This window comes from Streptomyces sp. NPDC031474 (genome assembly GCF_055581185.1).
Window position 1 is genome coordinate 122,119 of record NZ_JBVIJX010000011.1, and the last position, 24,435, is coordinate 146,553.

Consider the following 24,435-nt stretch of genomic DNA (forward strand, 5'->3'; position numbering starts at 1 on the left):
TACCCGCATCACGTTTACGCATCCATTCACTGCCAAGTCTGGCAACAGATCGCCAAAGCGTTGAAGACTCCCGCTCCAGGGGACTTATCCCCTGCGTATTACGGACTGATCACGCCGCCACCGCGGCAAAGTGCGGGCCGGCTACCGCCGGTTGAGAGGGGTCCCTGCCAGATGACGGCACCATTGCACGAGCCGACCGCGGAAGCGGCCCCGAGCGCGGCCGAGGAAGCGGCGGTCGCCACCAGCGGCGCCAAGGCCGTTCAGGGCCGCTCCCTGGGCCGGATCGCCTGGGAGCGCCTCAAGCGGGACAAGCTGGCCCTCACGGGCGGCATCGTGGTGCTCTTCCTCGTCGTGATCGCGCTGCTCGCGCCGGTCATCACCGGGCTCCTGGACCAGGACCCGAACGAGTACCACGAGAACCTCATCGACCCGCTGTTCGGCACGCCCACGGGCTCCCTGGGCGGTGTCAGCGGCGACCACCTGCTCGGTGTCGAGCCGGTCAACGGCCGCGACATCTTCGCCCGCATCCTCTACGGCGCCCGGATCTCGCTGCTGGTCGGCTTCCTGTCCGCCGTGGTCGCCGTGATCCTCGGAACGGTGCTGGGCATCCTCGCCGGCTTCTTCGGCGGCTGGATCGACTCCCTGATCAGCCGGGTGATGGACGGTCTGCTGGCCTTCCCGCAGCTGCTGTTCATCATCGCGCTGGTCTCCGTCATGCCGAACCACATGCTGGGCCTCACCGGCTCCAGCGTGCGCGTCTTCGTGATGATCCTGGTCATCGGGTTCTTCGGCTGGCCCTACATCGGACGCGTGGTGCGCGGCCAGACGCTCTCGCTGCGTGAGCGCGAGTACGTCGAGGCCGCCCGGTCGCTGGGCGCGGGGCGGGTGTACATCCTGTTCAAGGAGCTGCTGCCCAACCTGGTCGCCCCGATCGTCGTGTACACGACGATGATGATCCCCACCAACATCCTCACCGAGGCGGCCCTCAGCTTCCTGGGCGTCGGCGTCAAGCCGCCCACCGCCTCGTGGGGACAGATGCTCTCCAGCGCGATCGACTACTACGAGTCCGACCCCATGTACATGGTGGTCCCCGGTGTGGCGATCTTCATCACCGTGCTGGCCTTCAACCTCTTCGGCGACGGCGTCCGGGACGCGCTGGACCCGAAGGCATCCCGCTGAACCGCTGACGCGCCGACGCACAGCACCTCAACCGTCCCGTGGCCTTCACACGGGGTCTCTCATCAATCCGGAGGATCCGAGATCGTGACTACCCAACGCACCTCAGGGCGGCGGAAGCAGGCATTTGCCGCTGCCGCCGCGGTCGCCGCGCTGCTGACCACGGCGGCGTGCGGCGGTGGCGGAGACGACGACAAGGGCTCGAGCACCGGCGCCGCCGGCTTCGACGCCGCGAACAACAAGGTCGCTCAGGCTTCGCTGGCCAAGAAGGGCGGCACGCTGAAGTTCGGCAGCGCCCAGGACGCCGACTCGTGGGACACCACGCGCGGTTACTACGGCATGATGTGGAACTTCTCCCGCTACTACAGCCGCCAGCTCGTCACCAACAAGACGGAGCCGGGCAAGGCGGGCGCGGAGCTCACCCCGGACCTCGCCACGGGCCTCGCCAAGGTCACCGACGACGGCAAGACCTACACGTACACGCTGCGCGACGGCAGCACGTGGGAGGACGGCAAGCCGATCACGTCCAAGGACGTCAAGTACGGCATCGAGCGCGTGTGGGCGCAGGACGTGCTGTCCGGCGGCCCGACGTACCTGAAGGACGTGCTGGACCCCAAGGGCGAGTACAAGGGCCCCTACAAGGACACGTCCGCGGACAAGCTGGGTCTGAAGTCGATTCTGACGCCGGACGACAAGACCATCGTCTTCAAGCTGCCGGAGGCCAACTCGGACTTCGAGGAGATGCTGGGGCTGACCTCGGCCTCGCCGGTCCGCCAGGACCAGGACACGAAGGCCAAGTACCAGCTGCACCCGTTCTCCTCGGGCCCGTACAAGTTCCAGTCGTACAGCCCCGGCAAGGAGCTGACGCTGGTCCGCAACACGTCCTGGAAGCAGGCTTCGGACCCGGTCCGCAAGGCCTACCCGGACAAGATCACGATCCAGTTCTTCTCGGACGCCAACCAGCTCGACCAGCGTCTGCTCAGCGGTGACCTGGACCTCGACCTGACCCAGACCGGCATGTCGCCGCAGGGCCGCACCACCGCCCTGAAGCAGCACAAGGCCAACCTGGACAACCCGGTCTCCGGCTACATCCGCTACGCGGTCTTCCCGCAGAGCGTCGCGCCGTTCAACAACATCGAGTGCCGCAAGGCCGTCATCTACGGCGCCGACCACGTGTCGCTGCAGACCGCCCGTGGCGGCCCGGTCGCCGGTGGCGACATCGGCACCAACATGCTGCCGCCGTCCGTCGCGGGCTCCGAGGGCCAGAAGTACGACCCGTACGAGATCTCCGGCGCCAACAAGAGCGGCAACGAGGCCAAGGCCAAGGAGGCCCTGAAGGCCTGCGGTCAGCCGAACGGCTTCAAGACCACCATCGCGGTCCGCAACAACAAGCCGGTCGAGGTGGCCACCGCCCAGTCCCTGCAGGCGTCGCTGAAGAAGATCGGCATCAACGCCGAGATCGACCAGTTCGACGGTTCGCAGACCACCGGCATCATCGGCAGCCCCTCGAACGTGAAGAAGAAGGGCTACGGCATCATCATCATGGGCTGGGGTCCGGACTTCCCGTCCGTCCAGGGCTTCGGTCTGCCGCTGTGGGACAGCAAGTACATCCAGCAGAGCGGTAACAACAACTACGCGCTGATCAACGACAAGGCGATCGACGGGCTGTTCAACTCGTACGTCACCACCCTGGACGACGCGGGCAAGACCAAGATCGCCACGGAGATCAACCACAAGGTGATGGAGGGCGCGTACTACCTGCCCTTCGTCTTCGAGAAGTTCATCAACTGGCGCGGGGACAACCTTGCGAACGTCTACACGACCGACGCCTACAGCGGTCAGTACGACTTCGTGAACCTCGGTCTGAAGAACCCGCAGAAGTAAACCCGGCACACCCGCCGAACGGCACGAAAGGCAGGTGAAGGCCGGCGCGGCGGACACGCGGGCCACCGGAAGACCTCCGGTGGCCCGCGGTCCGCGGCGGGCCGAGAGCTGTGCTCGCTTACCTCATCAGGCGGTTGTTCGCCGCCGCAGTGATGCTCGTGGCCATCATCATGGTGGTCTTCGGCATCTTCTTCCTCGTCCCCAAGTGGGCGGGCGTGGACATCGCATTGAGCTTCGTGGGCAAGCAGGCCGACCCTGCCGCCGTCGAGGGCGTGCGCCAGAAGCTGGGCCTGGGCGACCCGATCTACGCCCAGGTCTGGGAGTTCTTCAAGGGCATCTTCGCCGGCCGCACCTACACGGGCGGCGGAGACTCCATCCACTGCGCCGCGCCCTGCTTCGGCTACTCCTTCCGCAGCGAGCAGGCCGTCTGGCCGGTGCTCACCGACCGCTTCCCGGTGACCCTGGGGCTCGCGCTCGGCGCCGCCGTGCTGTGGCTGATCTTCGGCGTCGCCGCCGGCGTGCTCTCCGCGCTCAAGCGGGGCACCCTGTGGGACCGCGGCGCGATGGTCGTCGCCCTGGCGGGTGTGTCGCTGCCCATCTACTTCACCGGCATGCTGAGCCTGGCGATCTTCGCCTTCGGGCTCAACTGGATCGACGCGCAGTACGTGCCGTTGGCCGACAGCTTCACCGGCTGGCTCGGCGGCATGATCCTGCCGTGGATCACCCTCGCCTTCCTGTACGCGGCGATGTACGCCCGGATCACCCGCGCCACCATGCTGGAGATCCTCGGCGAGGACTACATCCGCACCGCCCGGGCGAAGGGCCTCAAGGAGCAGACCGTCATCGGCAAGCACGCCATGCGCTCGACGATGACGCCCATCCTCACCATGCTCGGCATGGACCTCGGCGCCCTCATCGGCGGCGCGATCCTGACCGAGTCCACGTTCAACCTGCCCGGTCTCGGCCGGGCCGTGCTGGACGCCATCCGCAACCAGGACCTGCCCATCATCGTGGGCGTGACCCTGATCACTTCCCTCGCGGTGCTCGTCGCCAACCTCGTGGTGGACATCCTGTACGCCGTGATCGACCCCCGAGTGAGGCTCACGTGACCGAACTCAGCAAGAGCGGAGCGGCCGTGGGCGAGCCCACCCCCGCGACGCCCGCGCCGACGTCCTTCCTCGAAGTGCGCGACCTCAAGGTGCACTTCCCGACCGATGACGGCCTGGTCAAGTCCGTCGACGGGCTCAGCTTCCAGCTGGAGAAGGGCAAGACCCTCGGCATCGTGGGCGAGTCCGGCTCCGGCAAGTCGGTGACGTCGCTCGGCATCATGGGCCTGCACACCGCCGGCCAGTACGGCAAGCGCAAGGCCCAGATCTCCGGCGAGATCTGGCTGGACGGCACCGAGCTGCTGTCCGCCGACCCGGACCACGTGCGCAAGCTGCGCGGCCGTCAGATGGCGATGATCTTCCAGGACCCGCTGTCGGCGCTGCACCCGTACTACACGATCGGTCAGCAGATCGTGGAGGCGTACCGGATCCACCACAACGTCGACAAGAAGACCGCCAAGCGCCGTGCGGTCGAGATGCTCGACCGGGTGGGCATCCCGCAGCCGGACAAGCGGGTGGACAGCTACCCGCACGAGTTCTCCGGCGGTATGCGCCAGCGCGCCATGATCGCGATGTCGCTGGTCAACAACCCCGAACTGCTGATCGCGGACGAGCCGACGACCGCCCTGGACGTGACCGTCCAGGCGCAGATCCTCGACCTCATCCGCGACCTGCAGAAGGAGTTCGGCTCCGCCGTCATCGTCATCACCCACGACCTGGGCGTCGTCGCCGAACTCGCCGACGACATCCTGGTGATGTACGGCGGCCGCTGTGTCGAGCGGGGCCCGGCCGAGAAGGTGTTCTACGAGCCCCGGCACCCCTACACCTGGGGTCTGCTCGGCTCGATGCCGCGCCTGGACCGTGAGCAGCAGGAGCGCCTGATCCCGGTAAAGGGCTCCCCGCCCTCGCTGATCAACATCCCGTCCGGCTGCGCCTTCAACCCGCGCTGTCCGTACGCGGACCTCCCGAAGGACAACGTCACCCGCACGGTCCGTCCGGAGCTGGCCGAGGTCGGCAGCCGGCACTGGGCCGCCTGCCACCTGGGCAAGGAGCAGCGGGAGCGTATCTGGACCGAAGAGATTGCGCCGAAGCTGTGAGTGACGACGAGAAAGCGGTGACCATTCCCGCACAGGCCGACGGCTCCACGGAGCAGGGCGCGACCCTCACCAAGGACGCCGCCCCCGGCGAGGTGCTGCTGAAGGTCAGTGGACTGCAGAAGCACTTCCCGATCAAGAAGGGCCTGCTCCAGCGGCAGGTCGGGGCGGTGCACGCGGTCGACGGCATCGACTTCGAGGTCCGCTCCGGCGAGACGCTCGGCGTCGTGGGCGAGTCCGGCTGCGGCAAGTCGACGATGGGCCGGCTGATCACCCGGCTGCTCGAACCGACCGGCGGCACGGTCGAGTTCCAGGGCAAGGACATCACCCACCTCGGCGTGAACGGCATGCGTCCGCTGCGCCGCGACGTGCAGATGATCTTCCAGGATCCGTACTCGTCGCTGAACCCGCGCCACACCATCGGCACGATCGTCGGCGCTCCCTTCAAGCTGCAGGGCGTGACGCCCGAGGGCGGCGTCAAGAAGGAAGTGCAGCGGCTGCTGTCGGTCGTCGGTCTCAACCCCGAGCACTACAACCGCTACCCGCACGAGTTCTCCGGCGGTCAGCGCCAGCGCATCGGCATCGCCCGCGCGCTCGCGCTGAACCCGAAGCTGGTCGTGGCGGACGAGCCGGTCTCGGCCCTGGACGTGTCGATCCAGGCCCAGGTCGTGAACCTGCTGGACGACCTCCAGGAGGAGCTCGGCCTCACGTACGTGATCATCGCGCACGACCTCTCGGTGGTCCGGCACGTCTCGGACCGCATCGCGGTGATGTACCTCGGCAAGATCGTGGAGCTGGCCGACCGCGACCTGCTCTACAAGTCGCCGATGCACCCGTACACCAAGGCGCTGATGTCCGCGGTGCCGATCCCGGACCCCAGGCGCAAGAACGCCAAGAGCGAGCGGATCCTGCTCAAGGGCGATGTGCCCTCGCCGATCTCGCCGCCGAGCGGCTGCCGCTTCCACACCCGGTGCTGGAAGGCGACGGAGGTCTGCAAGACCAAGGAGCCGGTGCTCGTCGAGCTGCGGCCCGGCCAGCAGGTGGCCTGCCACCACCCGGAGAACTTCGCGGACCAGGCTCCGCAGGACACCGTCCTGCTGACGGTCGCGAAGGAGGCGGCGGAGCTGGTGGCCGACGAGGTGCTGGCGGAGTCGGCGGAGACCTCGGCTGCCGTGGCGGCGGAGGTCGCCGAAGCCGGGACTCCGGCGGAGGCCCGGAGCCAGGAGTCGGCGGAGGCCGAGACCGCGGAGACCGCGGAGACCGCGGAGACCGCGGAGACCGCCGAGACCGAGGGTCAGGAGAGCCAGGAGCCGACCGACAAGCAGAATTGATCGCTTGTCGAAGTGGGACGCGGAAGGACCGGCAGGGGGCCACCCCCTGCCGGTCCTTTCTTTTTCACGCCTGGTGGGCGACGCCTGCGCTACCCCCAGACCAACAGCCGCCATGTCACGGAAGGTTTCACCGCGAGCCGCATCACCCGGTCGCTCTTCACGCCGGTGAATCCCGTGGTGTACGCCGCTGTGGCGTTGCAACCGGCCACGTCCAAGACGGCACCGCCGGATCCGTCGGTCACCTTCGCATCACCGGGCCCCAGGCAGATCAGCCGCACCGTGATCTGGGAGGCCGTCTTCGCCAGGGGCACCTCGAACTGCTTGGGGCCCTGCCCGCTCTGCGCCACCAGAAGCTTCCCGGACGGAGCCGGGGACTTGAGCGATTCCAGCAGCGGCAACTGCATTTTCGCAGCCGGCGAGGCGTGTGCCGCCGTCGGCGACGGCGATTTCTGCGCCGAGGAATTCGCATCACTGCAGCCCGCCACGGCCAGTAAAGCAGCGGACAGCACAGCCACGCGTGCCGCGTATTGCGAGAAACGAGCTCCGGCGGCGGAAATCATCCCTTGGTGCTCCAGAATGCCGGAATGTGGTACGGGAGCTTCGCGGTTCCCTTACGCACGATTACCCACTTGCAACCCGCGCCGTAGTGTCCGTAATTCCAACTCACCGTGTCCCGGTCGGCACCGGCGTGGAGGTACCCCTTCCGCCAGGAGCTCGGCACCTTCCAGCTGTCCGAGTACGTGATGGACGCCGTCATCGTGAGTGCGATCGAGGCAGTCACGGTCTGCTTGGCGCTGGCGACGATGGCGCTCTCCTCGGTCTGGAGGGAGCCGCTGATCGTGCCGGTGATCGACGTGCCGGCAGTAAGGCTGATGCCGAGCGTGTGTCCGCCCGGCGCGCTGGACGGGGGAACCATCCCGATCCGCGAGGATTTGGGGGAACCGAATTCGTACGACGACTCCGTGCCGCAATTCATCGGATGCACCGTTTCGGGCGCAGCCGCCTGAGCCGACGTCGTGCCCAGGGCGACCAGAGCAAGCATCGCCGCACCGATGGTCGTTGTTCTCGCGTAGTGCGTCAAGATTTTGTCCCTCATTGAGGAATGGGGGAGACCCGTCAACCACCCCGTGTGGTGACTCCCCCGTGAGCGTGAACTTAGGGCACAAGGCAGTTGACGCAATAGGGGCTTTGCGATCTTCTTGCCATCGCTTTATCGGTAACCTCAATTAAACCTCAGATGGAATTCGCGCGACTGCCGATTCAGTGCCCGGTGCCGGGAGGCGGCGTGGATCGCGAGAGCTGGGAGTCGACCGGCAAGCGGCGCATGACAGATTGGCAAAGTCATGTACATGTCCAAGCGGGAGGGTTCAGAGTCGTCGGTGTCCGACTTATCGGCACACGCTCGAAGGGACGACTCATGAAACTCTCCCGATCGGCACGTTTAGGGGCCCTCGCGACAGCGGCGGCCTCTTTCCTTGTCATCGCCGCCTCTCCCGCCCCCACCCAGGGCGCCCCCGGTATCGGCGACTCCTACTTCCCCGACCTCGGCAACGGCGGCTTCGACGCCCGCCACTACGCCCTCGACGTGGCGTACAACCCGGACACCGACCGCCTCGACGGCCGTACGACGATCACCGCGCGGGCCGGCCAGAACCTCTCGTCCTTCGATCTGGACCTGCAGAAACTGGAGGTCACCCGGGTCGAAGTGGACGGCAAGCGGGCCCAGTTCACCCGCGACGGCGACGAGATCCGCATCACCCCGCGCGCAGCGATCCACAAGGGGCGGATGTTCGAGGTGGCCGTCACCTACGGCGGCGTCCCCGAACCGCTCGGCGGCCCCATCGTCTTCGGCTCCGACTACGGCTGGATGAAGACCGCCGACGGCGTCTTCGTCGCCTGCGAGCCCAACGCCGCCTCCACCTGGTTCCCGTCCAGCGACCACCCCTCCGACAAGGCCACCTACGACATCCGCATCAAGGCGCCGAAGGGCCTGACCGGCGTCTCCAACGGCCGGCTGGTCTCGACGTACGACAAGGGCGGCTCGACGTACACGCACTGGCGCGAGACCAAGCCGATGGCGAGCTACCTGGCGACCGCCACGATCGGGAAGTTCGACGTGAAGACCGGGACGACGCCCGGCGGCACCCCGATCTACGTCGCGATCGACCCCGTGCTCGCGAACAGCAACAACGTCGACGTGTACGGCGTCACCGCGGCCGCCACCGACTACTGGTCGCAGGTCTTCGGCCCGTACCCCTTCGAGGAGACCGGCGCGATCGTCGACGACATGCCGCAGGCCGGGTTCTCGCTGGAGGTGCAGTCCAAGCCGGTGTACTCGGCCGTCCGCAACGAGTCGACGATCGTGCACGAGCTGGCCCACCAGTGGTTCGGCGACTCGGTCTCGGTGGCGCACTGGAAGGACATCTGGCTCAACGAGGGCTTCGCCACCTACGCCCAGTGGCTGTGGGCCGAGCACCAGGGCACCCGCTCGGCGCACGACTCCTTCCTGGCCGGCTACAACTCCCGCCCCGCCGACAACGCCTTCTGGCAGATCACCGTCGGCGACCCGCAGCGCGACACCATGTTCGCCTCCGCCGTCTACCAGCGCGGCGCGATGACCCTCCAGGTGCTCCGCGAGCGCATCGGCGACGCCGCCTTCTTCAAGCTGCTCCCCGCCTGGACCGGGCTGCACCGCTACGGCAACGCGGACACGGACGACTTCGTCCGCCTCGCCGAGCGGATCTCCGGGCAGCAGCTCGACGACCTCTTCCAGACCTGGCTCTTCACCACAGGGAAACCCACCCTGTGAGCCCGCGTGGCCTGGGTTTGTAAGGTCCACAGTCGCTGCTGGGTGACAATGTAAGGGTGATTCAGCAGATCTTCAGTCCCTCCGTCCAGCACACGCTCGACCTCGCCGGCATCTTCGTGTTCGCCATCTCCGGCGCGCTGCTGGCCGTCCGCAAGAACTTCGACGTGTTCGGCATAGCCATGCTCGCCGAGGTCACCGCGCTGGGCGGAGGGCTGTTCCGGGACCTGGTCATCGGGGCCGTGCCCCCGGCGGCCTTCACCGACCTGGGGTACTTCCTCACGCCGTTGTTCGCCGCCCTGCTGGTCGTCTTCCTCCACCCGCAGGTGGAGCGCATCCAGACCGGCGTGAACGTCTTCGACGCGGCAGGACTCGGCCTGTTCTGCGTCACCGGCACGACGAAGGCGTACGCCCACGGGCTCGGCCTCACCGCCTCGGCCACCCTGGGGCTCGCGACCGCCGTCGGCGGCGGCGTGCTGCGCGACGTGCTGGCCAACGAGGTGCCGTCACTGCTGCGCTGGGACCGCGATCTCTACGCGGTCCCGGCGATCGTCGGCGCCACCATGGTGGTGCTCTGCATCCGTTACGACGTGCTCACCCCGCTGGCCAGCGGTCTGGCCGCCGTCACCGCTTTCGTCCTGCGGCTTCTCGCGATGCGTCACCACTGGCGAGCGCCTCGCGCTTGGAATCGGCGTTCGACGGTGCGTGAGGAGTAGCCCCGGCGGCGAGCCCGTGCTGGTTGAGCTGCGTCGTCAGCCACTTGAACGCCGGCACCACCTGCGGCCGCCACAGCGCCATGGTGTGGCCGCCCGCGTTCTTCGGGATGTAGATCACCTTCACGGTGGTCGGCGCCTTCGCCACGTGCTGCAGGGCCAGGCCCGCCTGGTAGCCGTCGTTCGGCTCGCCCGAGATGTAGAGCGCCACCGCCGGCGGGGCGGTCGCCTTGCGGAGCATCAGGTACGGGTTGGTGGACTTGCGCAGCGCCGGGTCCTGGGCGGTGAGCGAGTTGGGCTCGCCGATGGGGTCGTTGTAGCCGGACAGGCTGACCGCGGCCCGGTAGCGGTTGGGGTGGGCGATGGCCAGTTTGACCGCGCAGTGCGCGCCGGCCGAGTAGCCGGCGACCGCCCAGCCCTTGGGCGCCGGCTGGGCCCGGAAGTTGTCCGTGACCATCTTCGGCACGTCGATGCTCAGCCAGCTGTCGGCGTTGACGGTGCCCGCCACGTTGGCGCAGCCGGTGTCGACGCCGGGCAGCAGCGTGGTGCGCGGCGCGATCAGGATGAACGGCGCGACCTTGCCCTTGCGCATCAGCGGCTCCAGCTGCGCGGCCACGTGCATCGACCCGAACCAGGACTTCGCCGAGCCCGGGTAGCCCGGCAGCAGCTCCACGACGGGGAAGGCCTTCTTCGCGTACGCGGGCTGGTTGTACTGCGGGGGCAGCCAGACGTAGACCTCGGCGTTGATGCCGGAGACGCGGCCCTTGAGCTGGGTGACGCGCACCCCGTGCAGGCCCGGACCCTGGGCCTCGCTGAATTTCTGCGCGACCTTGGGCAGCTTGTCCAGCGCGATGCCGCCGGTGCCGTCGGCACCCAGGTCGGCGGCCTGCGCCACATGGTTGCCCGTGCCCAGGAGGTCGTCCCAGGTGTCGTACAGGTTGTTGCTGTTGTTGACGAGCACGAAGACCAGGGCGACGGCCGTGCCCTGAGCGAACATCAGCATCAGCACCCGGGCGAAGGCCCGCAGGACCAGCGGTCCGCGTAGCCGCGACCACAGCAGCAGTGGCACTGCGACGGCGACGACGGACAGCGCGATCAAGGTGAAGAGGAACGGAGTCCCGGTGAGGCTCATGTCCTTGCAGAGGGAAAAAACGCCGTCGAGGTTACGGACGAGTTCGGACACTTACCAAGAAATTGCAGAACTCTCAAGAGGGTCTCATCTTGGGGTGCCTGCGCGATGCAGCCTGTGGAGCCTCACCACCTGGGAAAGCTACCGCTTAGTAATCACCTGTTGTACCGTTCAGCCATGCCAGAAGCAGCTACCGCGGCCGCCCGGCGGGCCGTCATCGGCGACAGTGAGTTCGACCGCGACACCGCGCTCACCCGGCGTGCGCCGGGCGTCTACGACGCCGACCTCTCGGCCGGCTGGACGATCATCAGCGCCGTCAACGGCGGCTACCTCCTCGCCGTCCTCGGCCGCGCCCTCGCGGACGCCCTGCCGCACCGCGACCCGTTCACGATCTCGGCGCACTACCTCACCGCCTCCCAGCCCGGCCCCGCGGTCGTCCGCACGGACGTCGTCCGCGCCGGCCGCACCCTGTCCACCGGCCAGGCCTCGCTCTTCCAGTACGACGAGGACGGCGCCGAGGTCGAGCGGATCCGCGTCCTCGCCTCCTACGGCGACCTGGACTCCCTCCCGGACGACGTCCGCACGACGGCGAAGCCGCCCGTGATCCCGCCGATGGAGCAGTGCTTCGGCCCCGAGGACGGACCGGCCCCCGTCGACGGCAGCTCCGCCATCGCCGACCGGCTGATGCTCAAGCTCGACCCGTCCACCCTCGGCTGGGCGCTCGGATCGCCCTCCGGCAACGGCGAGATGCGGGCCTGGTTCGGCCTCAAGGACGGCCGCGACCCCGACCCGCTCTCCCTCCTCCTCGCCGTGGACGCCCTGCCGCCCACCGCCTTCGAGATCGGCCTGCGCGGCTGGGTCCCCACGGTCGAGCTGACGGTCCACGTCCGCTGCCGTCCGGCCCCCGGCCCGCTGCGCGTCTCCATCACCACCCGCAACCTCGCGGGCGGCTTCCTGGAGGAGGACGCCGAGGTCTGGGACAGCGCGGACCGACTGGTCGCGCAGTCCCGGCAGTTGGCGCGCGTCAGGCTGGGCTGAGGGCCGAGGGCCGCCTCTGTTGGTTACTTGAGGGGTGCTTTACCTGATTGACAGGCAGGGGACATAGGGGGCCCAAGGAAGCCCTAAGCGCCGTTGGTTGAGTTCCCGCCTCAGGTTCTCCTCATCTTCCTGGAGCTGTCTCTCATGAAGCGTGCGCTGATGCCCGTCCGTCTCGTCCCCGCGGTGGCGCTGCTGGCGCTCTCGCCCCTCGCGCTGGTGGCCTGCGGCTCGGGCGACTCCTCCTCGAACAGCGGCACGTCCGGCGGGCAGTCCTGCCAGGCGCCGTCCGGCAACCCCTCGGGCATGCCGAGCGGCGCCCCCTCGGGAGCTCCTTCGGGCGCGCCGAGCCGTACGGCCGGCGGCGCTCCTTCGGCGCAGCCGACCGGCACCCCGACCGGCACCCCGACCGGTGTCCCGTCCGGCGCTCCGAGCGGCGGCCCCGGCGGGGGCGGTCAGGGGGGTCCGGGTGGCGGCGGGTGCGGTGGGCCGGGCGGCGGCGGCCAGGGACAGCAGGCCCAGCAGGCCCAGCAGCAGGGCTGATCGGCGGTTCGCCAACAGGGGTGGCGCACTCGGGAACTACGCGAACGAGTGCGCCGCCTCTGTGTCTGTCGGGGCTGTCGGGGCTGTCGGAGTGACTGTCGGACGTCAGTCCAGCCAGTGGTGGCGGCCGATGCTGATGAGCCGCATCTGACGGGTCGCGAGCCGGCTGACCCGCTCCCGGTCCTCCGGCGAGGCCTCCAGTGCCTCCAGGAACAGCGAGGCCGTGATGAGCATCTGGTCGACGTAGAGGTGCGAGAGCATCAGCAGGTCGTCGTCGCTCCAGCCCTCGGCCTCGGCGTCCTTGGCCAGCTCGGCCCTCACCTCCTCGGCGAACCGGCCCAGTTGCTCCCGTATCGCCTCCCGCACCGGCTGGACCCCGCCGTGCCGCTCACGGGCGATGAAACGGACGTGCGCGGGGTACGCGCTCACATGGCCCGCGATCAACTCGACGGCGCGTGTGATGCGTTCCTCGCTGCTGTCGGCCGAGGTCACCGTGGTCCGGATCATCGGGTGCAGGCTGCCCAGCGCCTCGTCGACGAGCGCGACGCCCAGGTCCTCGGTGGAGCGGAAGTGCCGGTAGAAGGCGGTGGGGGCGACACCGACGGCACGGGTGACCTCACGCAGGCCCAGGCTGCTCAGGCTCTGCTCCTCCAGCAGCGCCAAGGCCGCGTCCAGGAGCGACTGCCGGGTCTTCTGCTTCTGGGCCTGCCTGATGCCGAGGGTGTGACTCATGTCATCCAGTTAACAACTGTTCTCCGGAATTGAAAAGTCGTGAGACGCGCTAGAATCTAAGTCAGTGAACAACTGTTACTACAACTGTTCACCCAAAATTTACGGAGGGGGATCCGATCCCATGCTGTTCCTGGTTGCCGCACTGCTGCTGTTCGGCGTCGTCATGGGCGCCATCGCCCACGCGCCGTTCGCCTTCACGCTCGTCGCCGCCACCGTGATCGCCGCCTGGCTGGGCATCTTCGCCCTCCGCGAGCGCCACGGCCGCCGCCGGCAGACCTCGACCCACTGACCCACAGGAGCTCTGAACAACCATGCAACTCACCGCCCCGGCCACGAGCCGCACCGATGTCCGGGACGCCGACGGAATGGCCGTCGCGTCCTTCATCCTGGGCCTGCTGGGCCTGCTCGTCCTCAACGTCTTCCTCGGCCCGATCGCCATCGTCCTGGCGGCCGTCGCCCTCTGGCGGGGCACGGCCCGCCCGGGCCGCGCCTACCTCGGCCTGACCCTGGGCATCGCCGACCTCGTGGTCCTGGTGGCCTTCATGCAGGCGGACTCGACGATCTCCTGGAGCTTCTGACCGCTGCCGGCTGCCGCTGTCTGCTTCCCTCCGCTTCCGACTGCTCCCGACTGCTTCCGCCGTGGGCAGCCGTTCCACCGGGGCGACGGGGGAGGGCGGGCACAGCCGACAGCGCCGGGTGTCTCGGTGCACCTGGCAGCGAGGCCGACGGTCCGGGCCCGTAGAATCGGGGCCACCATGGCATACCTCGACCACGCCGCGACCACCCCGATGCTCCCCGAGGCGGTCGAGGCACTCACCGCGCACCTGAGCATCACCGGCAACGCCTCCTCCCTCCACGCGGCCGGCCGACAAGCCCGCCGTACGGTCGAGGAAGCCCGTGAGACCCTCGCGGAAGCGCTCGGCGCCCGCCCCAGCGAGGTCGTCCTCACCTCCGGCGGCACCGAGGCCGACAACCTCGCGGTCAAGGGCCTGTACTGGTCCCGCCGCGACGCCGACCCGGCCCGCACCCGAGTCCTGGCCAGCCCCGTCGAGCACCACGCGGTCCTCGACGCCGTGCACTGGCTCGGTGAACACGAGGGCGCCACGGTCGAGTACCTGCCGGTCGACTCCTACGGCCGGGTCCACCCCGAAGCGCTCCGCGAAGCGATCGCCCGCAACCCCGCCGACGTCGCCCTCGCCACCGTCATGTGGGCGAACAACGAGATCGGCACGGTCATGCCGGTCCGCGAACTCGCGGACGTGGCAGCCGAGTTCGACGTCCCGTTGCACGCCGACGCCGTCCAGGCCTTCGGCCAGGTCCCCGTCTCCTTCGCCGACTCCGGCCTCGCCGCGATGACGGTCTCCGGTCACAAGATCGGCGGCCCGTACGGCATCGGCGCCCTCCTCCTGGGCCGCGAGTACACCCCCGTCCCCGTCCTGCACGGCGGCGGCCAGGAGCGCCACGTCCGCTCCGGCACCCTCGACGTCCCCGCGATCGCCTCCTTCTCGGTCGCCGGACGCCTCGCCGCCGAACAGCGCGAGTGGTTCGCCGGCGAGATCGGCGCCCTGCGCGACGCCCTGATCGAAGCGGTCCGTACGGCCGTCCCGGACGCGATCCTCGGCGGCGACCCGGTCGACCGCCTCCCGGCCAACGCCCACTTCACCTTCCCCGGCTGCGAGGGCGACTCCCTGCTGCTGCTGCTCGACGCCCAGGGCATCGAGTGCTCCACCGGCTCCGCCTGCACCGCCGGCGTCGCCCAGCCCAGTCACGTCCTGCTCGCCACCGGCACCGATCCCGACCTGGCCCGCGGCACCCTGCGCTTCTCCCTCGGCCACACCTCCACCGAGGCCGACGTCGAGGCCGTCGCCAAGGCCATCGGCCCGGCGGTGGAACGGGCCCGCGCGGCGGGACTGACGTAACTCGCGCCCCTGGCGAGCGGGCCGCTGCCCCCGTGCGGCTCCGCCGCGCGACGCGCCCAGCCGGACACGCCCTGGCTGCGCCCTAGCTGTCCGTCACCATCAGGGCCGCCATCATGCCCTCGTCCTCGTGCTGGAGCAGATGGCAGTGGAGCATGTACATGTAGGTGTCGTCGGTGAAGTCGGTGAACTTCATCGCGATCTTGATGGAGCCGCCGCCGACCACCTCGAACGTGTCGAACCAGCCGAGGTCGACGCCCGTCGGTGCCTCGCCGTTGATCTCGATCAGCTGGTACGGCACGTCGTGCAGATGGAACGAGTGCTCCAGCTGCGTGCCGTTCTTGATCGTCCAGACCTCCTCGGCGTCCAGGGTGGTGCTGATCATCGCCATCCCGGCCATGGTGGTGCCCGCCGAGCCGTTGATCGTCATGGTCCCGCCGCTGCCCTGGCCGAGGGTGATCGTCCGCGCGGTGAAGCCGCTCGTGTCGTACCGGGTGATCGTGTTGAGCGCGCTCGGCAGGTCGGCGGGCGTGTCGGTGGCATCCGGAGTGACGGTCAGGAAGTCGTACGTGCCGCTTCCGCCGCGGATCCAGCCGGTCGTGACGACGGCCTGGAGCGTGACCGCGTCCTCGAGGTCGAGGACGAACTCGGCGCGGGCGCCGGCCACCAGCCGGATCGACGTCACCTCGGTGGGCGCGGCGAGATAGCCCTGGTCGGTGGCGATCTGGGTGAGCGTGCCGCCGTCCCCGCGCTGGACGGTCATGATGTCGGCCGGTGAGGCGTTCAGCACCCGGAAGCGTGTGCGCTTCCTGGTGGCCGTGAACCCGAGGGTGGTCGAGTCGACGTTGGCGCCGTTGACCAGCACCGGGTAGCTGAGGCCGGAGCTGAGGTAGCCGGTGGCGTTGTACTTGATGTCGCCCGAGCTGTCGGCGGCCAGGCACTGCAGGACGATCGGGATGTCGTCGACGCCGTACTCGCTCGGCAGCGCGGCCGAGGCGGTCGAGTCGTCCTCGACGATGATCATGCCCGCCAGTCCGTGGACGACCTGCTGGGCCGTGGTGCCCAGGGCGTGCGGGTGGTACCAGAGGGTCTTGGCCTCGTCCTTGACCTCGAAGGTGGGCGACCAGGTCACGCCGTCCGCGAAGGCGTTCTGCGGGCCGCCGTCCATCTTGGGCGGGATGTGGGCGCCATGGAAGTGGACGGACGTGTCGGCGCCCAGGGTGTTGGTGATGTTCAGCAGGACCGTGTCGCCGGTGGTCCACTTCATGGTCGGGCCGAGGTACGCCCCGTTGTAGCCGGCGGTGGTGCTGCTGACGCCGCTGATCACCTCGCTCGTGCCGGTCTGCGCGGTGAGGGTGTAGGTGGTGGTGCCGTCGGTCGTGGTGCCCTCCAGCAGGTCGGGGATGGCGAGCGTGCCGGTGGCGTCGGCGGCGGCCGCCTTGTCGCTGTTGCCGCCGGTCAGCAGGGAGAAGGTCGCCCCGGCGGCCCCGACGGCGGCCAGCCCGGCCGCCCCGGCCATCCCGCCCAGGAACTTCCTCCGGTGCAGGCCCTTGCCGCGCCCGCCCTCGGCCGAGCCGCTCTTGGTGTGTCGCTCGTCCTTGGCGCCCCGGTCGCTTCTCGCGTGGGCGCCCTTGCTCTGCCGTCCCGCGCCGGAGGCGGGATCCGTGGTGTGGGTCATGGCCGTGGAGCTTCGACCTCAGGGCTATGTGAGGACTGAGGCGAAATCAGGAGCGAGCCGAGGACGCTGTGCGACCGCCCTGCGCGCCAACTCCCCTGAAAAAAGGCCAAGTTGGCGAGGCGCAGGTCATCTTCGGGGTGCGGGACACATCGGACGGCTGACGCGGGGCAGCCGTTCACGAATATTGGGTGCCTGTGATCTGTGTCACGCTGTCGCCGCGGGGTGGGCGGCAGCGGTGCGCGCCGCCCGCACGAGCCGCAGATACCGGTCCCAGTCCCAGTGCTCGCCGGGGTCGGTGTGGTCCGTGCCCGGCACCTCCACGTGCCCGATGATGTGCTCGCGGTCGACGGGTATGCCGTAGCGCCGGCAGATCGCGGCCGTCAGCCGCGCGGAGGCGGCGTACATCGCGTCGGTGAAGTCCTCCGGCCGGTCCACGAAGCCCTCGTGTTCGATGCCGACACTGCGCTCGTTGTACGCGCGGTTGCCCGCGTGGTACGCCACGTCCAGCTCGCGGACCATCTGCGTGACGTGCCCGTCCTGGGCGACGATGTAGTGCGCGGCCGCCTTGTGCCCCGGGTCCTCGAACGCCTTCACCGCGCTCGCGAGATCGCCCTGCGTGACATGGACGACGACCATGTCGATCCCGTAGTCGTCCGGCCGGTCCGCCCAGCGGAAGTTCGCCTCCGACGCCGCCACCCACCGCGCGCCCACGAAGTCGACGGCCCCCTCCACCCGCTTCCTGCGCACACCCGGCAGCCGCCAGTACAGCCGCGCCAGCTCCTCACGCGCCAACACCCCGGTGCCGACGGCCGCCACCGCGCCGCCGATCAGCAGCGCGCGCCGCCCGATCCGCCGGTCGGAGTCGCCGTTCTTCTCCCCCATGTCCGCGCCCTTCCTCGCCCCTCGTGATCGTCAACGGATATGCGCGGGATCCGGTTCCCGCCGACCCGTACCCTGGAAGGGTTATGACTGAGACCTCGCAGCGTCCCCGCCCCCTTCGCGTACTCGCCGCCATGTCCGGCGGAGTCGACTCCGCCGTCGCCGCCGCCCGCGCCGCGGAAGCCGGCCATGACGTCACCGGCGTCCACCTCGCGCTCTCCGCGAACCCGCAGTCGTTCCGCACGGGCGCGCGAGGCTGTTGCACCATCGAGGACTCCCGGGACGCCCGCCGCGCCGCCGACGTCATCGGCATCCCGTTCTACGTCTGGGACCTCGCCGACCGCTTCCGCGAGGACGTCGTCGACGACTTCGTCGCCGAGTACGAGGCCGGCCGCACCCCCAACCCCTGCCTGCGCTGCAACGAGAAGATCAAGTTCGCCGCCCTGCTCGACAAGGCGCTCGCGCTGGGCTTCGACGCGGTCTGCACCGGGCACTACGCGCAGGTCGTCGTCCGCGAGGACGGCACCCGGGAACTCCACCGCGCCTCCGACATGGCCAAGGACCAGTCGTACGTCCTCGGCGTCCTGGACGACCGGCAGCTCGCCCACGCGCTGTTCCCCCTCGGCGACACGGTGACCACGAAGGACGAGATCCGCGCGGAGGCCGAGCGCCGGGGCCTGGCCGTCGCCAAGAAGCCCGACTCGCACGACATCTGCTTCATCGCCGACGGCGACACCCAGGGCTTCCTGGCGGGGCGCCTCGGCAAGGCGGAGGGCGCCATCGTCGACGAGTCCGGCACGAAGATCGGCACCCACGAGGGCGCGTACGGCTTCACCATCGGCCAGCGCAAGGGCCTGCGCATCGGCACCCCGGCCGCCGACGGCAAGCCGCGCTACGTCCTGGACATCTCCCCGGTCGACAACACGGTGACGGTCGGCCCGGCCGCCGCCCTGGACGTGACCGCCCTGACCGCGATCAAGCCCCGCTGGTGCGGCGCCGCCCCCACCGGCCCCGGCGCCTACACCGCCCAACTGCGCGCCCACGGCGGTGAGACCGAGGTGACCGCCGAACTGATCGACGGCCGCCTGGAGGTCACGTTCACCGAGCCCGTCCGAGGCGTGGCCCCCGGCCAGGCGATCGTCCTGTACGACGACACCCGCGTGGTGGGCTCGGCGACGATCGCGTCCACGGTGCGGGCGACGGCCGGCGTGTCCTGACCTACCGGCCGAAGAACTCCGCCAGCACCGGCGCCAGGACGTTCGGGTCCACCATGTGGGTCTGCCCTTCCAGGGTCAGGTAGGTGCCGTCGGGCACCCCGTCCGCGACGGCACGTACGGCCTCGCGCAGCCACGGCAGGCTCTCCTCGCCCGCCACGGCCAGCACGGGGACGCCGATCGAGGCCAGCCGCTCCCGGGGCACCAGCCCGCCGCCCATGACCGAGTCGTCGTACGCGAGGGTCGGCGCGATGGCCTCCATCCCCTCCCACATCGGTGACTGACGGGCGCCCCGGATCATCTCGTCGGCCAGCCCCGTCAGCCGCAGGAACAGCTCGACGGCGTCGCCGCGCCGCCCCTGCGCGAGTGCCTCGGTGAGGTTCGCCGTGTACGCGGCGCGCGCGTCGGCCTCCTCCTCGTCGAGGGCGAACGGCGTCTCGTACACCGCGACCCGGCGCACCGGCAGCCCGGCGGCCGCCGCGTGAAGCACCAGCGCGCCGCCCGACGAGATGCCGTACAGCGCCGCCTCGCCGCCCGCCGCGTCGATGAGCGCCGCCAGGTCCTCGACCTCGCGCTGCACCGCGTACGGCGCCGTGTCGCCGCTCTCGCCGCGGCCCCGGCGGTCGTACCAGAAGACCGTGAAGCGGCTCGCGAGCAGCCCGGCCAGGGGCGCCATGGTGCCGCCCGTGGACATCGCCCCGCTGACGAGGACGACCGCGGGACCCTGTCCCTTCCGTTCGTACGCGATGGCGGTGCCGTCGCGCGAAAGCGTCTTCTTGTCCATGTCTGTCGAGACTGTCAGACGGGACGGAACTTGTCGGGGTGGCGGGGCCGGGAGGCCGACGACCGTCAGTCCGCGCGGATGAGGAACCGCTGGTCGGCCGCGCCGGTGCAGCGCTCCTCGACAGCCTCGGCGCCCTCGGTGCCGCCGTCGCCGGTCAGGCCGATGCAGGTGGTGCCGTGGGCCGGACGAAGCCGGAAGCCCTCGGCGGCGTCGGCGGCGGCCTCCAAGCGGAACAGGGTGCCCTGGTCGCAGTCGTCCCGGGGCTCGAGCATGCCCTTCACCGGACCGGTGCCCATGACCGTCAGGCACCCCTTCCCGAGCTGGGGGTGATGCCACTGGATGCGGTAGAAGCCCTCGCCGAACGGTTCGAGGTAGGTGCGGGGCACGGTCGCCCGGGCACAGGGCAGCTGGACGGCGACGGCGCTCCCGTAGGCGCCGCGGCGATCGCGGCCGTCCGTCAGACAGAGGTCCGGTGTGCGGAGCGGGCGCACGGTGACCCAGCCGTCGACCGGGGCCCGGGAAGCGGTGCCCGGGACGGCCGAGGCCCCGGCCCCGGAACCGCCGGCGTCTGCGGAGCCCTCGGAGGTCTCCGGGAGCAGTCCCCAGGCGGCCAGGGCGAGCAGCGGAACGGCGAGAGAGGCCGCGAGCAGGACGGTGCGGCCGTTGGCCCGGCGGGGCCGCGCGCCCGACGCCTCCTCGGTCCGCGGCGCGGGCTCGCCGTCGGCCTCCCGGCCGGCCTCGGACACCGCGGCGTCCTGCTCGGCGATCCGCTCTCTGGCGTCCAGCCAGGCGTCGACCCGCTCCCCGTCCCCACAGGCGCGGACGAACGCCGCCAGCACATCGGGGCGGGGGAGGCTCGTGCGCCGCAGGATGTCGGCCAGCGTGCTGCGGGCCAGCACGTCACCGTGGTGGGCGGCCCGCTCCTCCAGTTCGCGGTACGTCAGCCCGGCGCGCTCCTTGAGCCGCCGCATCGACGCGACGAAGCCGGCAGCGTCCCGGGCCTCGTACGGCGACAGCTCCTCCAGATTCCCCATGCCTGCATCGTGTTGCAGCCATGAGGCACGGGACAACCGTGGATTCGGTCATGCCCCGTTGTCCGGAACAGAATCCGGACAACGCCCTGACCAGCCCGGACAGCTCCCTGTCTGTCCGGGACAGCCGTGGGCCGTTGCTCACGCTCCTCGACGGTCGGCAGTCTCGGTGGTGCCCGGCCGGCTCTCGGCACAACGGGCTCCACCCGAGGCGCACCGCGCCACAATCCGCAATGAGGAGTGTCATGAAGGTCCGTCATGTGATGACCGGTATCGCAGGTGCCGCGCTCGCGATCGGCATCGCGGGTTCCCCCGCCCAGGCCGACGGGGGCGTCCGGCTCACCAGCCCCAACAATTCCAACGAGGCGGGGGTCGTCTACCGCAGCTACGGCGACATCTTCGAGATCTGGGACAACGTGCACGACGGCAAGGCGGTCCACGTGAAGTGGGCCTACAACTCCGCCCTCAACGGCGCGGCGACGCTCCGCGTGCCCGTGGACTACGACACCGGCTACACCCACAACCTGGAGCTCGACGAGTCGCGCGGCACGGTCTTCTTCAAGGTCTGCCAGGGCACCCGGTGTTCCGCCCTGGGAAGCAGCAACATCTGAGCGACAGCCGGCCCTGAGGAACCCGCGCGAGGGTGCGACCGGTGCAGGAGGCGGGCACCGGTCGCACCCCGCACCCGCCGCGGGCTCAGGCCGGCGAGACGGTCACTTCGTAGAAGCAGAGATGGTCCTTGATCTCGGCGACGTCGGGCTTGGGATCGGGATACGCCCAGACGAGGTCCGCCGCGTCCGGCAGCGACCAGTAGGACGCCGTTCCCTTGAAGGGGCAGTACGTGTGGGTGTCGGAGGGGGTCAGGAGGTCGAGCCGTACGTCCTCGGCGGGGATGTAGTACCGCACCGGACAGCCGGTCTCGCGCAGCACGAGCGCCCGCTCCGTCTCGGCCAGCACATGGTCTCCGTGGACGACCCTGAGGTGCTGCTCGCCCCGCTCGATCGTGATCGTGTGTCCTTCGCTCATACCTGGGAAGCACCAGCCGGCCGCCGGTTCTTCCCGCGTACGGTGGCCGCATGCGTATCTGTGTCTTCCTCTCCGCCGCCGACCTCGACGACCGTTACACGCGCCCCGCGCGCGAGTTCGCCGAACTGCTGGGCAAGGGCGGTCACACGCTCGTCTGGGGCGGTTCCGACGTCGGCCTGATGAAGGTGGTCGCCGACGGTGTGCAGGAGGCGGGCGGCCGGCTGTGCGGGGTGTCGGTGGACTTCCTCGCGGCCAAGGCGCGGCCCGGAGCCGATGAGATGGTGATCGCGAAGGATCTCGCGGAGCGCAAGCGGCTGCTCCTGGAGAAGGCCGACGCGGTGGTGATCATGGTCGGTGGCACGGGCACGCTCGACGAGGCCACCGAGATCCTGGAGCTGAAGAAGCACGGCCACACCGACAAGCCGGTCGTCCTGCTGAACACCGCGGGCTTCTACGACGGCCTCAAGCAGCAGTTCCGGCGCATGGAGGACGAGGGGTTCCTGCCCCGCCCGCTCACCGACCTGGTGTTCTTCGCGGAGGAGCCGGTGGGCGCGCTGGCCTACCTGGAGGAGAGTGAGGGGATCGCGTAGCCCCTCGCCGATGCGAGCATGGCGGACATGGCTACTCATGTGATCACCGGAGCGGGCTCCGGCATCGGCGCGGCCGTCGCCCGCGCTCTGCACGCGCGCGGGGACGAACTCGTGCTGCACGCGCGCGACGCGGGCCGCGCGAAGGAACTCGCGGCGGAGTTCCCCGGCGCGCGGACCCTCGTCGGCGACCTGGCCGATCCCGACAAGCTGAGCTGGGCCTTCTCCCACCAGTCGCTCCCGGACCGGGTCGACTCCTTGCTGCACATCGCGGGGGTGGTCGACCTCGGCCCGGTCGGCGACCTCACCCCCAAGTCCTGGCGCCACCAGCTCAACGTCAACCTGATCGCCCCGGCCGAGCTGACCCGGCACTTCCTGCCCCAACTCCGGGCCGCACACGGCCATGTGGTGTTCGTGAACTCGGGCGCGGGCCTCAACGCCCACGCCGACTGGTCCGCGTACGCGGCGTCCAAGCACGGCCTGAAGGCCCTCGCCGACGCGCTCCGTCACGAGGAGCACGGCAACGGCGTCCGGGTCACCTCCGTCTACCCGGGCCGCACCGCCAGCCCGATGCAGGCCAAGGTCCACCAGCAGGAGGGCAAGGAGTACGACGCGTCGAAGTGGATCGATCCGCAGTCGGTGGCGACGACGATCCTGATGGCCCTCGACCTGCCCCGGGACGCGGAGGTCAACGACCTGACGGTACGACCGGGAACGTGACGGCGCCTCCCCGCGGATGTGTACGTAGGCTTCCGGGGTGAGCAACAGCACTCAGTTCAGCTTCGGCGCAGCCACCGGCATCGGCTCGATGCCCGGCGGCGACGCCCGTGAGACCGCCAAGACCGTCACGGGGTCCGTCGAGGACTTCCCGTTCCTCGCCGAACTGCCCGCCCGAGGACCCGGCGCCGACATGATCGGCCGCACCGCGGGCCTGCTCGTCGAGCTGTACGCGCGCGTGGAGCCCAGCGGCTGGCGGCTCGGCGACCGGCCGGGACGGGACACCAGGCGGGCCGTGTCCTGGCTGGGGGAGGACCTCGACGCGCTGGAGGAGTTCACCCAGGGCTACGAGGGACAGGTGAAGGTGCAGGCGGTCGGCCCCTGGACGCTCGCCGCCGCGCTGGAGCTGAAGAACGGCGAGGCCGTGCTCGGCGACCCCGGCGCGTGCCGCGACCTGGCCGGCTCCCTCGCCGAGGGCCTGCGCGACCACCTCGCCGAGGTCCGTCGCCGCGTACCCGGCGCTCAGCTTGTGCTCCAGCTCGACGAGCCGTCCCTCACCGCCGTGCTCCGCGGCCACGTCAGGACCGCCAGCGGCTACCGCACCCACCGCGCCGTCGACCGGCAGATCGTGGAGGCCACGCTCCGGGACCTCGTCGGGGTGCACGGCGACGGCCCCGTCGTGGTCCACTCGTGCGCCCCCGACGTCCCGTTCGCGCTCCTGCGCCGGGCCGGTGCGGCGGCGGTCTCCTTCGATTTCTCGCTGCTCACCGAACGTGACGACGACGCGATCGGCGAGGCGGTGGAAGCGGGCACCCGGCTGTTCGCCGGTGTCGTGCCCGGCACGGACGCCGCATTGTCAGACCCTGCCGGTAGCGTCATGGGTGTCAGGACGCTGTGGCGCAGGCTGGGGCTGCAACCGGGGCTTCTCACGGAGGCGGTCACGCTCACGCCGACGTGCGGCCTCGCGGGGGCTTCCCCCGCGTATGCCCGCCAGGCCCTCGCCCACTGCGTCCGGGCGGCGAGATCCCTCGCGGACAACCCAGAGTAACGGGAG

At 69.9% G+C, this 24,435-nt stretch carries 26 protein-coding genes; 17 read left to right on the plus strand and 9 right to left on the minus strand.

Features of this window, described 5'->3' with window-relative positions:
• The first annotated feature begins 171 nt into the window (after positions 1 to 171).
• From ACZ5SK_RS24050 to ACZ5SK_RS24070, 5 genes are all read left to right on the plus strand, one after another.
• Positions 172 to 1,179 carry an ABC transporter permease gene (locus ACZ5SK_RS24050; RefSeq protein WP_079659348.1) on the plus strand — a complete coding sequence of 336 codons (1,008 nt, stop codon included), beginning with the start codon at positions 172 to 174 and terminating at the stop codon, positions 1,177 to 1,179.
• 84 nt (positions 1,180 to 1,263) lie between these two features.
• The gene (locus tag ACZ5SK_RS24055; protein WP_334577063.1) at positions 1,264 to 3,060 is read left to right on the plus strand and encodes an ABC transporter substrate-binding protein; all 1,797 of its coding nucleotides are present in this window, start codon (positions 1,264 to 1,266) and stop codon (positions 3,058 to 3,060) included.
• A 110-nt stretch (positions 3,061 to 3,170) separates the two neighbouring features.
• Positions 3,171 to 4,169 (plus strand): ABC transporter permease, encoded by a 999-nt coding sequence (locus tag ACZ5SK_RS24060; RefSeq protein WP_334577062.1) that lies wholly within the window; start codon positions 3,171 to 3,173, stop codon positions 4,167 to 4,169.
• Entirely contained in the window at positions 4,166 to 5,263 is a 1,098-nt protein-coding gene (locus ACZ5SK_RS24065; RefSeq protein ID WP_319341284.1) for an ABC transporter ATP-binding protein, read from the plus strand. Before ACZ5SK_RS24060 ends, ACZ5SK_RS24065 begins: the two co-directional genes overlap by 4 nt.
• 17 nt (positions 5,264 to 5,280) lie before the next feature.
• The gene (locus ACZ5SK_RS24070) at positions 5,281 to 6,591 is read left to right on the plus strand and encodes an ABC transporter ATP-binding protein (protein ID WP_334577061.1); all 1,311 of its coding nucleotides are present in this window, start codon (positions 5,281 to 5,283) and stop codon (positions 6,589 to 6,591) included.
• Between the two features lie 89 nt (positions 6,592 to 6,680).
• On the opposite strand, the gene ACZ5SK_RS24075 is transcribed toward ACZ5SK_RS24070, so the two are convergent.
• Together ACZ5SK_RS24075 and ACZ5SK_RS24080 are read right to left on the minus strand one after the other, a co-directional pair.
• Positions 6,681 to 7,151: a hypothetical protein gene (locus tag ACZ5SK_RS24075; protein WP_468157304.1), complete on the minus strand. Its 471-nt coding sequence runs from the start codon at positions 7,149 to 7,151 to the stop codon at positions 6,681 to 6,683.
• Entirely contained in the window at positions 7,148 to 7,672 is a 525-nt protein-coding gene (locus ACZ5SK_RS24080; RefSeq protein ID WP_334577059.1) for a hypothetical protein, read from the minus strand. The genes ACZ5SK_RS24075 and ACZ5SK_RS24080 overlap by 4 nt, the downstream gene beginning before the upstream one ends.
• Positions 7,673 to 8,008: 336 nt before the next feature.
• On the opposite strand from ACZ5SK_RS24080, the gene ACZ5SK_RS24085 reads away from it, so the two are divergent.
• Positions 8,009 to 9,400, plus strand: a complete 1,392-nt coding sequence (locus ACZ5SK_RS24085; protein ID WP_334577058.1) for a M1 family metallopeptidase — start codon at positions 8,009 to 8,011, stop codon at positions 9,398 to 9,400.
• Positions 9,401 to 9,456: 56 nt separating this feature from the next.
• Positions 9,457 to 10,113, plus strand: coding sequence for a trimeric intracellular cation channel family protein (locus ACZ5SK_RS24090; protein ID WP_334577057.1), 657 nt, complete (start codon positions 9,457 to 9,459; stop codon positions 10,111 to 10,113).
• On the opposite strand, the gene ACZ5SK_RS24095 is transcribed toward ACZ5SK_RS24090, so the two are convergent.
• Positions 10,022 to 11,242, minus strand: a complete 1,221-nt coding sequence (locus ACZ5SK_RS24095; RefSeq protein WP_334581157.1) for an alpha/beta hydrolase — start codon at positions 11,240 to 11,242, stop codon at positions 10,022 to 10,024. The two genes, ACZ5SK_RS24090 and ACZ5SK_RS24095, sit on opposite strands and share 92 nt — an antisense overlap.
• Positions 11,243 to 11,416: 174 nt before the next feature.
• Here ACZ5SK_RS24095 and ACZ5SK_RS24100 point away from each other — a divergent pair, with 174 nt between their 5' ends.
• Entirely contained in the window at positions 11,417 to 12,277 is an 861-nt protein-coding gene (locus ACZ5SK_RS24100; RefSeq protein ID WP_334577056.1) for a thioesterase family protein, read from the plus strand.
• A gap of 144 nt (positions 12,278 to 12,421) precedes the next feature.
• On the plus strand, positions 12,422 to 12,817 hold the full coding sequence (locus ACZ5SK_RS24105) for a hypothetical protein (RefSeq protein ID WP_457494196.1): 396 nt from the start codon (positions 12,422 to 12,424) through the stop codon (positions 12,815 to 12,817).
• Between the two features lie 105 nt (positions 12,818 to 12,922).
• On the opposite strand, the gene ACZ5SK_RS24110 is transcribed toward ACZ5SK_RS24105, so the two are convergent.
• Positions 12,923 to 13,549: a TetR family transcriptional regulator gene (locus tag ACZ5SK_RS24110; protein WP_468576591.1), complete on the minus strand. Its 627-nt coding sequence runs from the start codon at positions 13,547 to 13,549 to the stop codon at positions 12,923 to 12,925.
• Between the two features lie 121 nt (positions 13,550 to 13,670).
• Here ACZ5SK_RS24110 and ACZ5SK_RS24115 point away from each other — a divergent pair, with 121 nt between their 5' ends.
• The 3 genes from ACZ5SK_RS24115 to ACZ5SK_RS24125 all read left to right on the plus strand — a co-directional run bounded on the left by ACZ5SK_RS24115 (position 13,671) and on the right by ACZ5SK_RS24125 (position 15,468).
• Entirely contained in the window at positions 13,671 to 13,838 is a 168-nt protein-coding gene (locus ACZ5SK_RS24115) for a hypothetical protein (RefSeq protein ID WP_334577053.1), read from the plus strand.
• A gap of 22 nt (positions 13,839 to 13,860) precedes the next feature.
• On the plus strand, positions 13,861 to 14,127 hold the full coding sequence (locus tag ACZ5SK_RS24120; RefSeq protein WP_457494194.1) for a DUF4190 domain-containing protein: 267 nt from the start codon (positions 13,861 to 13,863) through the stop codon (positions 14,125 to 14,127).
• A gap of 177 nt (positions 14,128 to 14,304) precedes the next feature.
• Complete coding sequence (locus ACZ5SK_RS24125) at positions 14,305 to 15,468, plus strand: cysteine desulfurase family protein (protein WP_334577051.1); 1,164 nt, start codon at positions 14,305 to 14,307, stop codon at positions 15,466 to 15,468.
• Between the two features lie 82 nt (positions 15,469 to 15,550).
• Here ACZ5SK_RS24125 and ACZ5SK_RS24130 read toward each other — a convergent pair whose 3' ends face one another.
• Together ACZ5SK_RS24130 and ACZ5SK_RS24135 are read right to left on the minus strand one after the other, a co-directional pair.
• Positions 15,551 to 17,143 carry a multicopper oxidase family protein gene (locus tag ACZ5SK_RS24130; RefSeq protein WP_468576592.1) on the minus strand — a complete coding sequence of 531 codons (1,593 nt, stop codon included), beginning with the start codon at positions 17,141 to 17,143 and terminating at the stop codon, positions 15,551 to 15,553.
• Positions 17,144 to 17,347: 204 nt separating this feature from the next.
• A complete protein-coding gene (locus ACZ5SK_RS24135; RefSeq protein ID WP_334577049.1) occupies positions 17,348 to 18,025 on the minus strand; it encodes an N-acetylmuramoyl-L-alanine amidase in 678 nt (225 codons plus the stop codon).
• Positions 18,026 to 18,108: 83 nt separating this feature from the next.
• Here ACZ5SK_RS24135 and mnmA point away from each other — a divergent pair, with 83 nt between their 5' ends.
• Entirely contained in the window at positions 18,109 to 19,239 is a 1,131-nt protein-coding gene (mnmA, locus tag ACZ5SK_RS24140; protein WP_361705195.1) for a tRNA 2-thiouridine(34) synthase MnmA, read from the plus strand.
• Position 19,240: 1 nt separating this feature from the next.
• On the opposite strand, the gene ACZ5SK_RS24145 is transcribed toward mnmA, so the two are convergent.
• Both ACZ5SK_RS24145 and ACZ5SK_RS24150 read right to left on the minus strand, forming a co-directional pair.
• On the minus strand, positions 19,241 to 20,020 hold the full coding sequence (locus ACZ5SK_RS24145) for an alpha/beta fold hydrolase (protein ID WP_468576593.1): 780 nt from the start codon (positions 20,018 to 20,020) through the stop codon (positions 19,241 to 19,243).
• Between the two features lie 65 nt (positions 20,021 to 20,085).
• The gene (locus ACZ5SK_RS24150; protein ID WP_468157300.1) at positions 20,086 to 21,054 is read right to left on the minus strand and encodes a helix-turn-helix domain-containing protein; all 969 of its coding nucleotides are present in this window, start codon (positions 21,052 to 21,054) and stop codon (positions 20,086 to 20,088) included.
• Between the two features lie 242 nt (positions 21,055 to 21,296).
• Between ACZ5SK_RS24150 and ACZ5SK_RS24155 the strand changes: the two genes are divergently transcribed.
• Complete coding sequence (locus tag ACZ5SK_RS24155; protein WP_361705187.1) at positions 21,297 to 21,662, plus strand: hypothetical protein; 366 nt, start codon at positions 21,297 to 21,299, stop codon at positions 21,660 to 21,662.
• Positions 21,663 to 21,747: 85 nt separating this feature from the next.
• On the opposite strand, the gene ACZ5SK_RS24160 is transcribed toward ACZ5SK_RS24155, so the two are convergent.
• Complete coding sequence (locus ACZ5SK_RS24160; RefSeq protein WP_334577044.1) at positions 21,748 to 22,077, minus strand: DUF427 domain-containing protein; 330 nt, start codon at positions 22,075 to 22,077, stop codon at positions 21,748 to 21,750.
• A 50-nt stretch (positions 22,078 to 22,127) separates the two neighbouring features.
• On the opposite strand from ACZ5SK_RS24160, the gene ACZ5SK_RS24165 reads away from it, so the two are divergent.
• Genes ACZ5SK_RS24165 through ACZ5SK_RS24175 form a run of 3 tightly spaced genes read left to right on the plus strand, consistent with a single transcriptional unit; the run spans position 22,128 to position 24,429 of the window.
• Complete coding sequence (locus tag ACZ5SK_RS24165; RefSeq protein WP_334577043.1) at positions 22,128 to 22,667, plus strand: LOG family protein; 540 nt, start codon at positions 22,128 to 22,130, stop codon at positions 22,665 to 22,667.
• An 18-nt stretch (positions 22,668 to 22,685) separates the two neighbouring features.
• Positions 22,686 to 23,384: an SDR family oxidoreductase gene (locus ACZ5SK_RS24170; RefSeq protein ID WP_334577042.1), complete on the plus strand. Its 699-nt coding sequence runs from the start codon at positions 22,686 to 22,688 to the stop codon at positions 23,382 to 23,384.
• A gap of 37 nt (positions 23,385 to 23,421) precedes the next feature.
• A complete protein-coding gene (locus tag ACZ5SK_RS24175) occupies positions 23,422 to 24,429 on the plus strand; it encodes a methionine synthase (protein ID WP_334577041.1) in 1,008 nt (335 codons plus the stop codon).
• Positions 24,430 to 24,435: the final 6 nt, after the last annotated feature.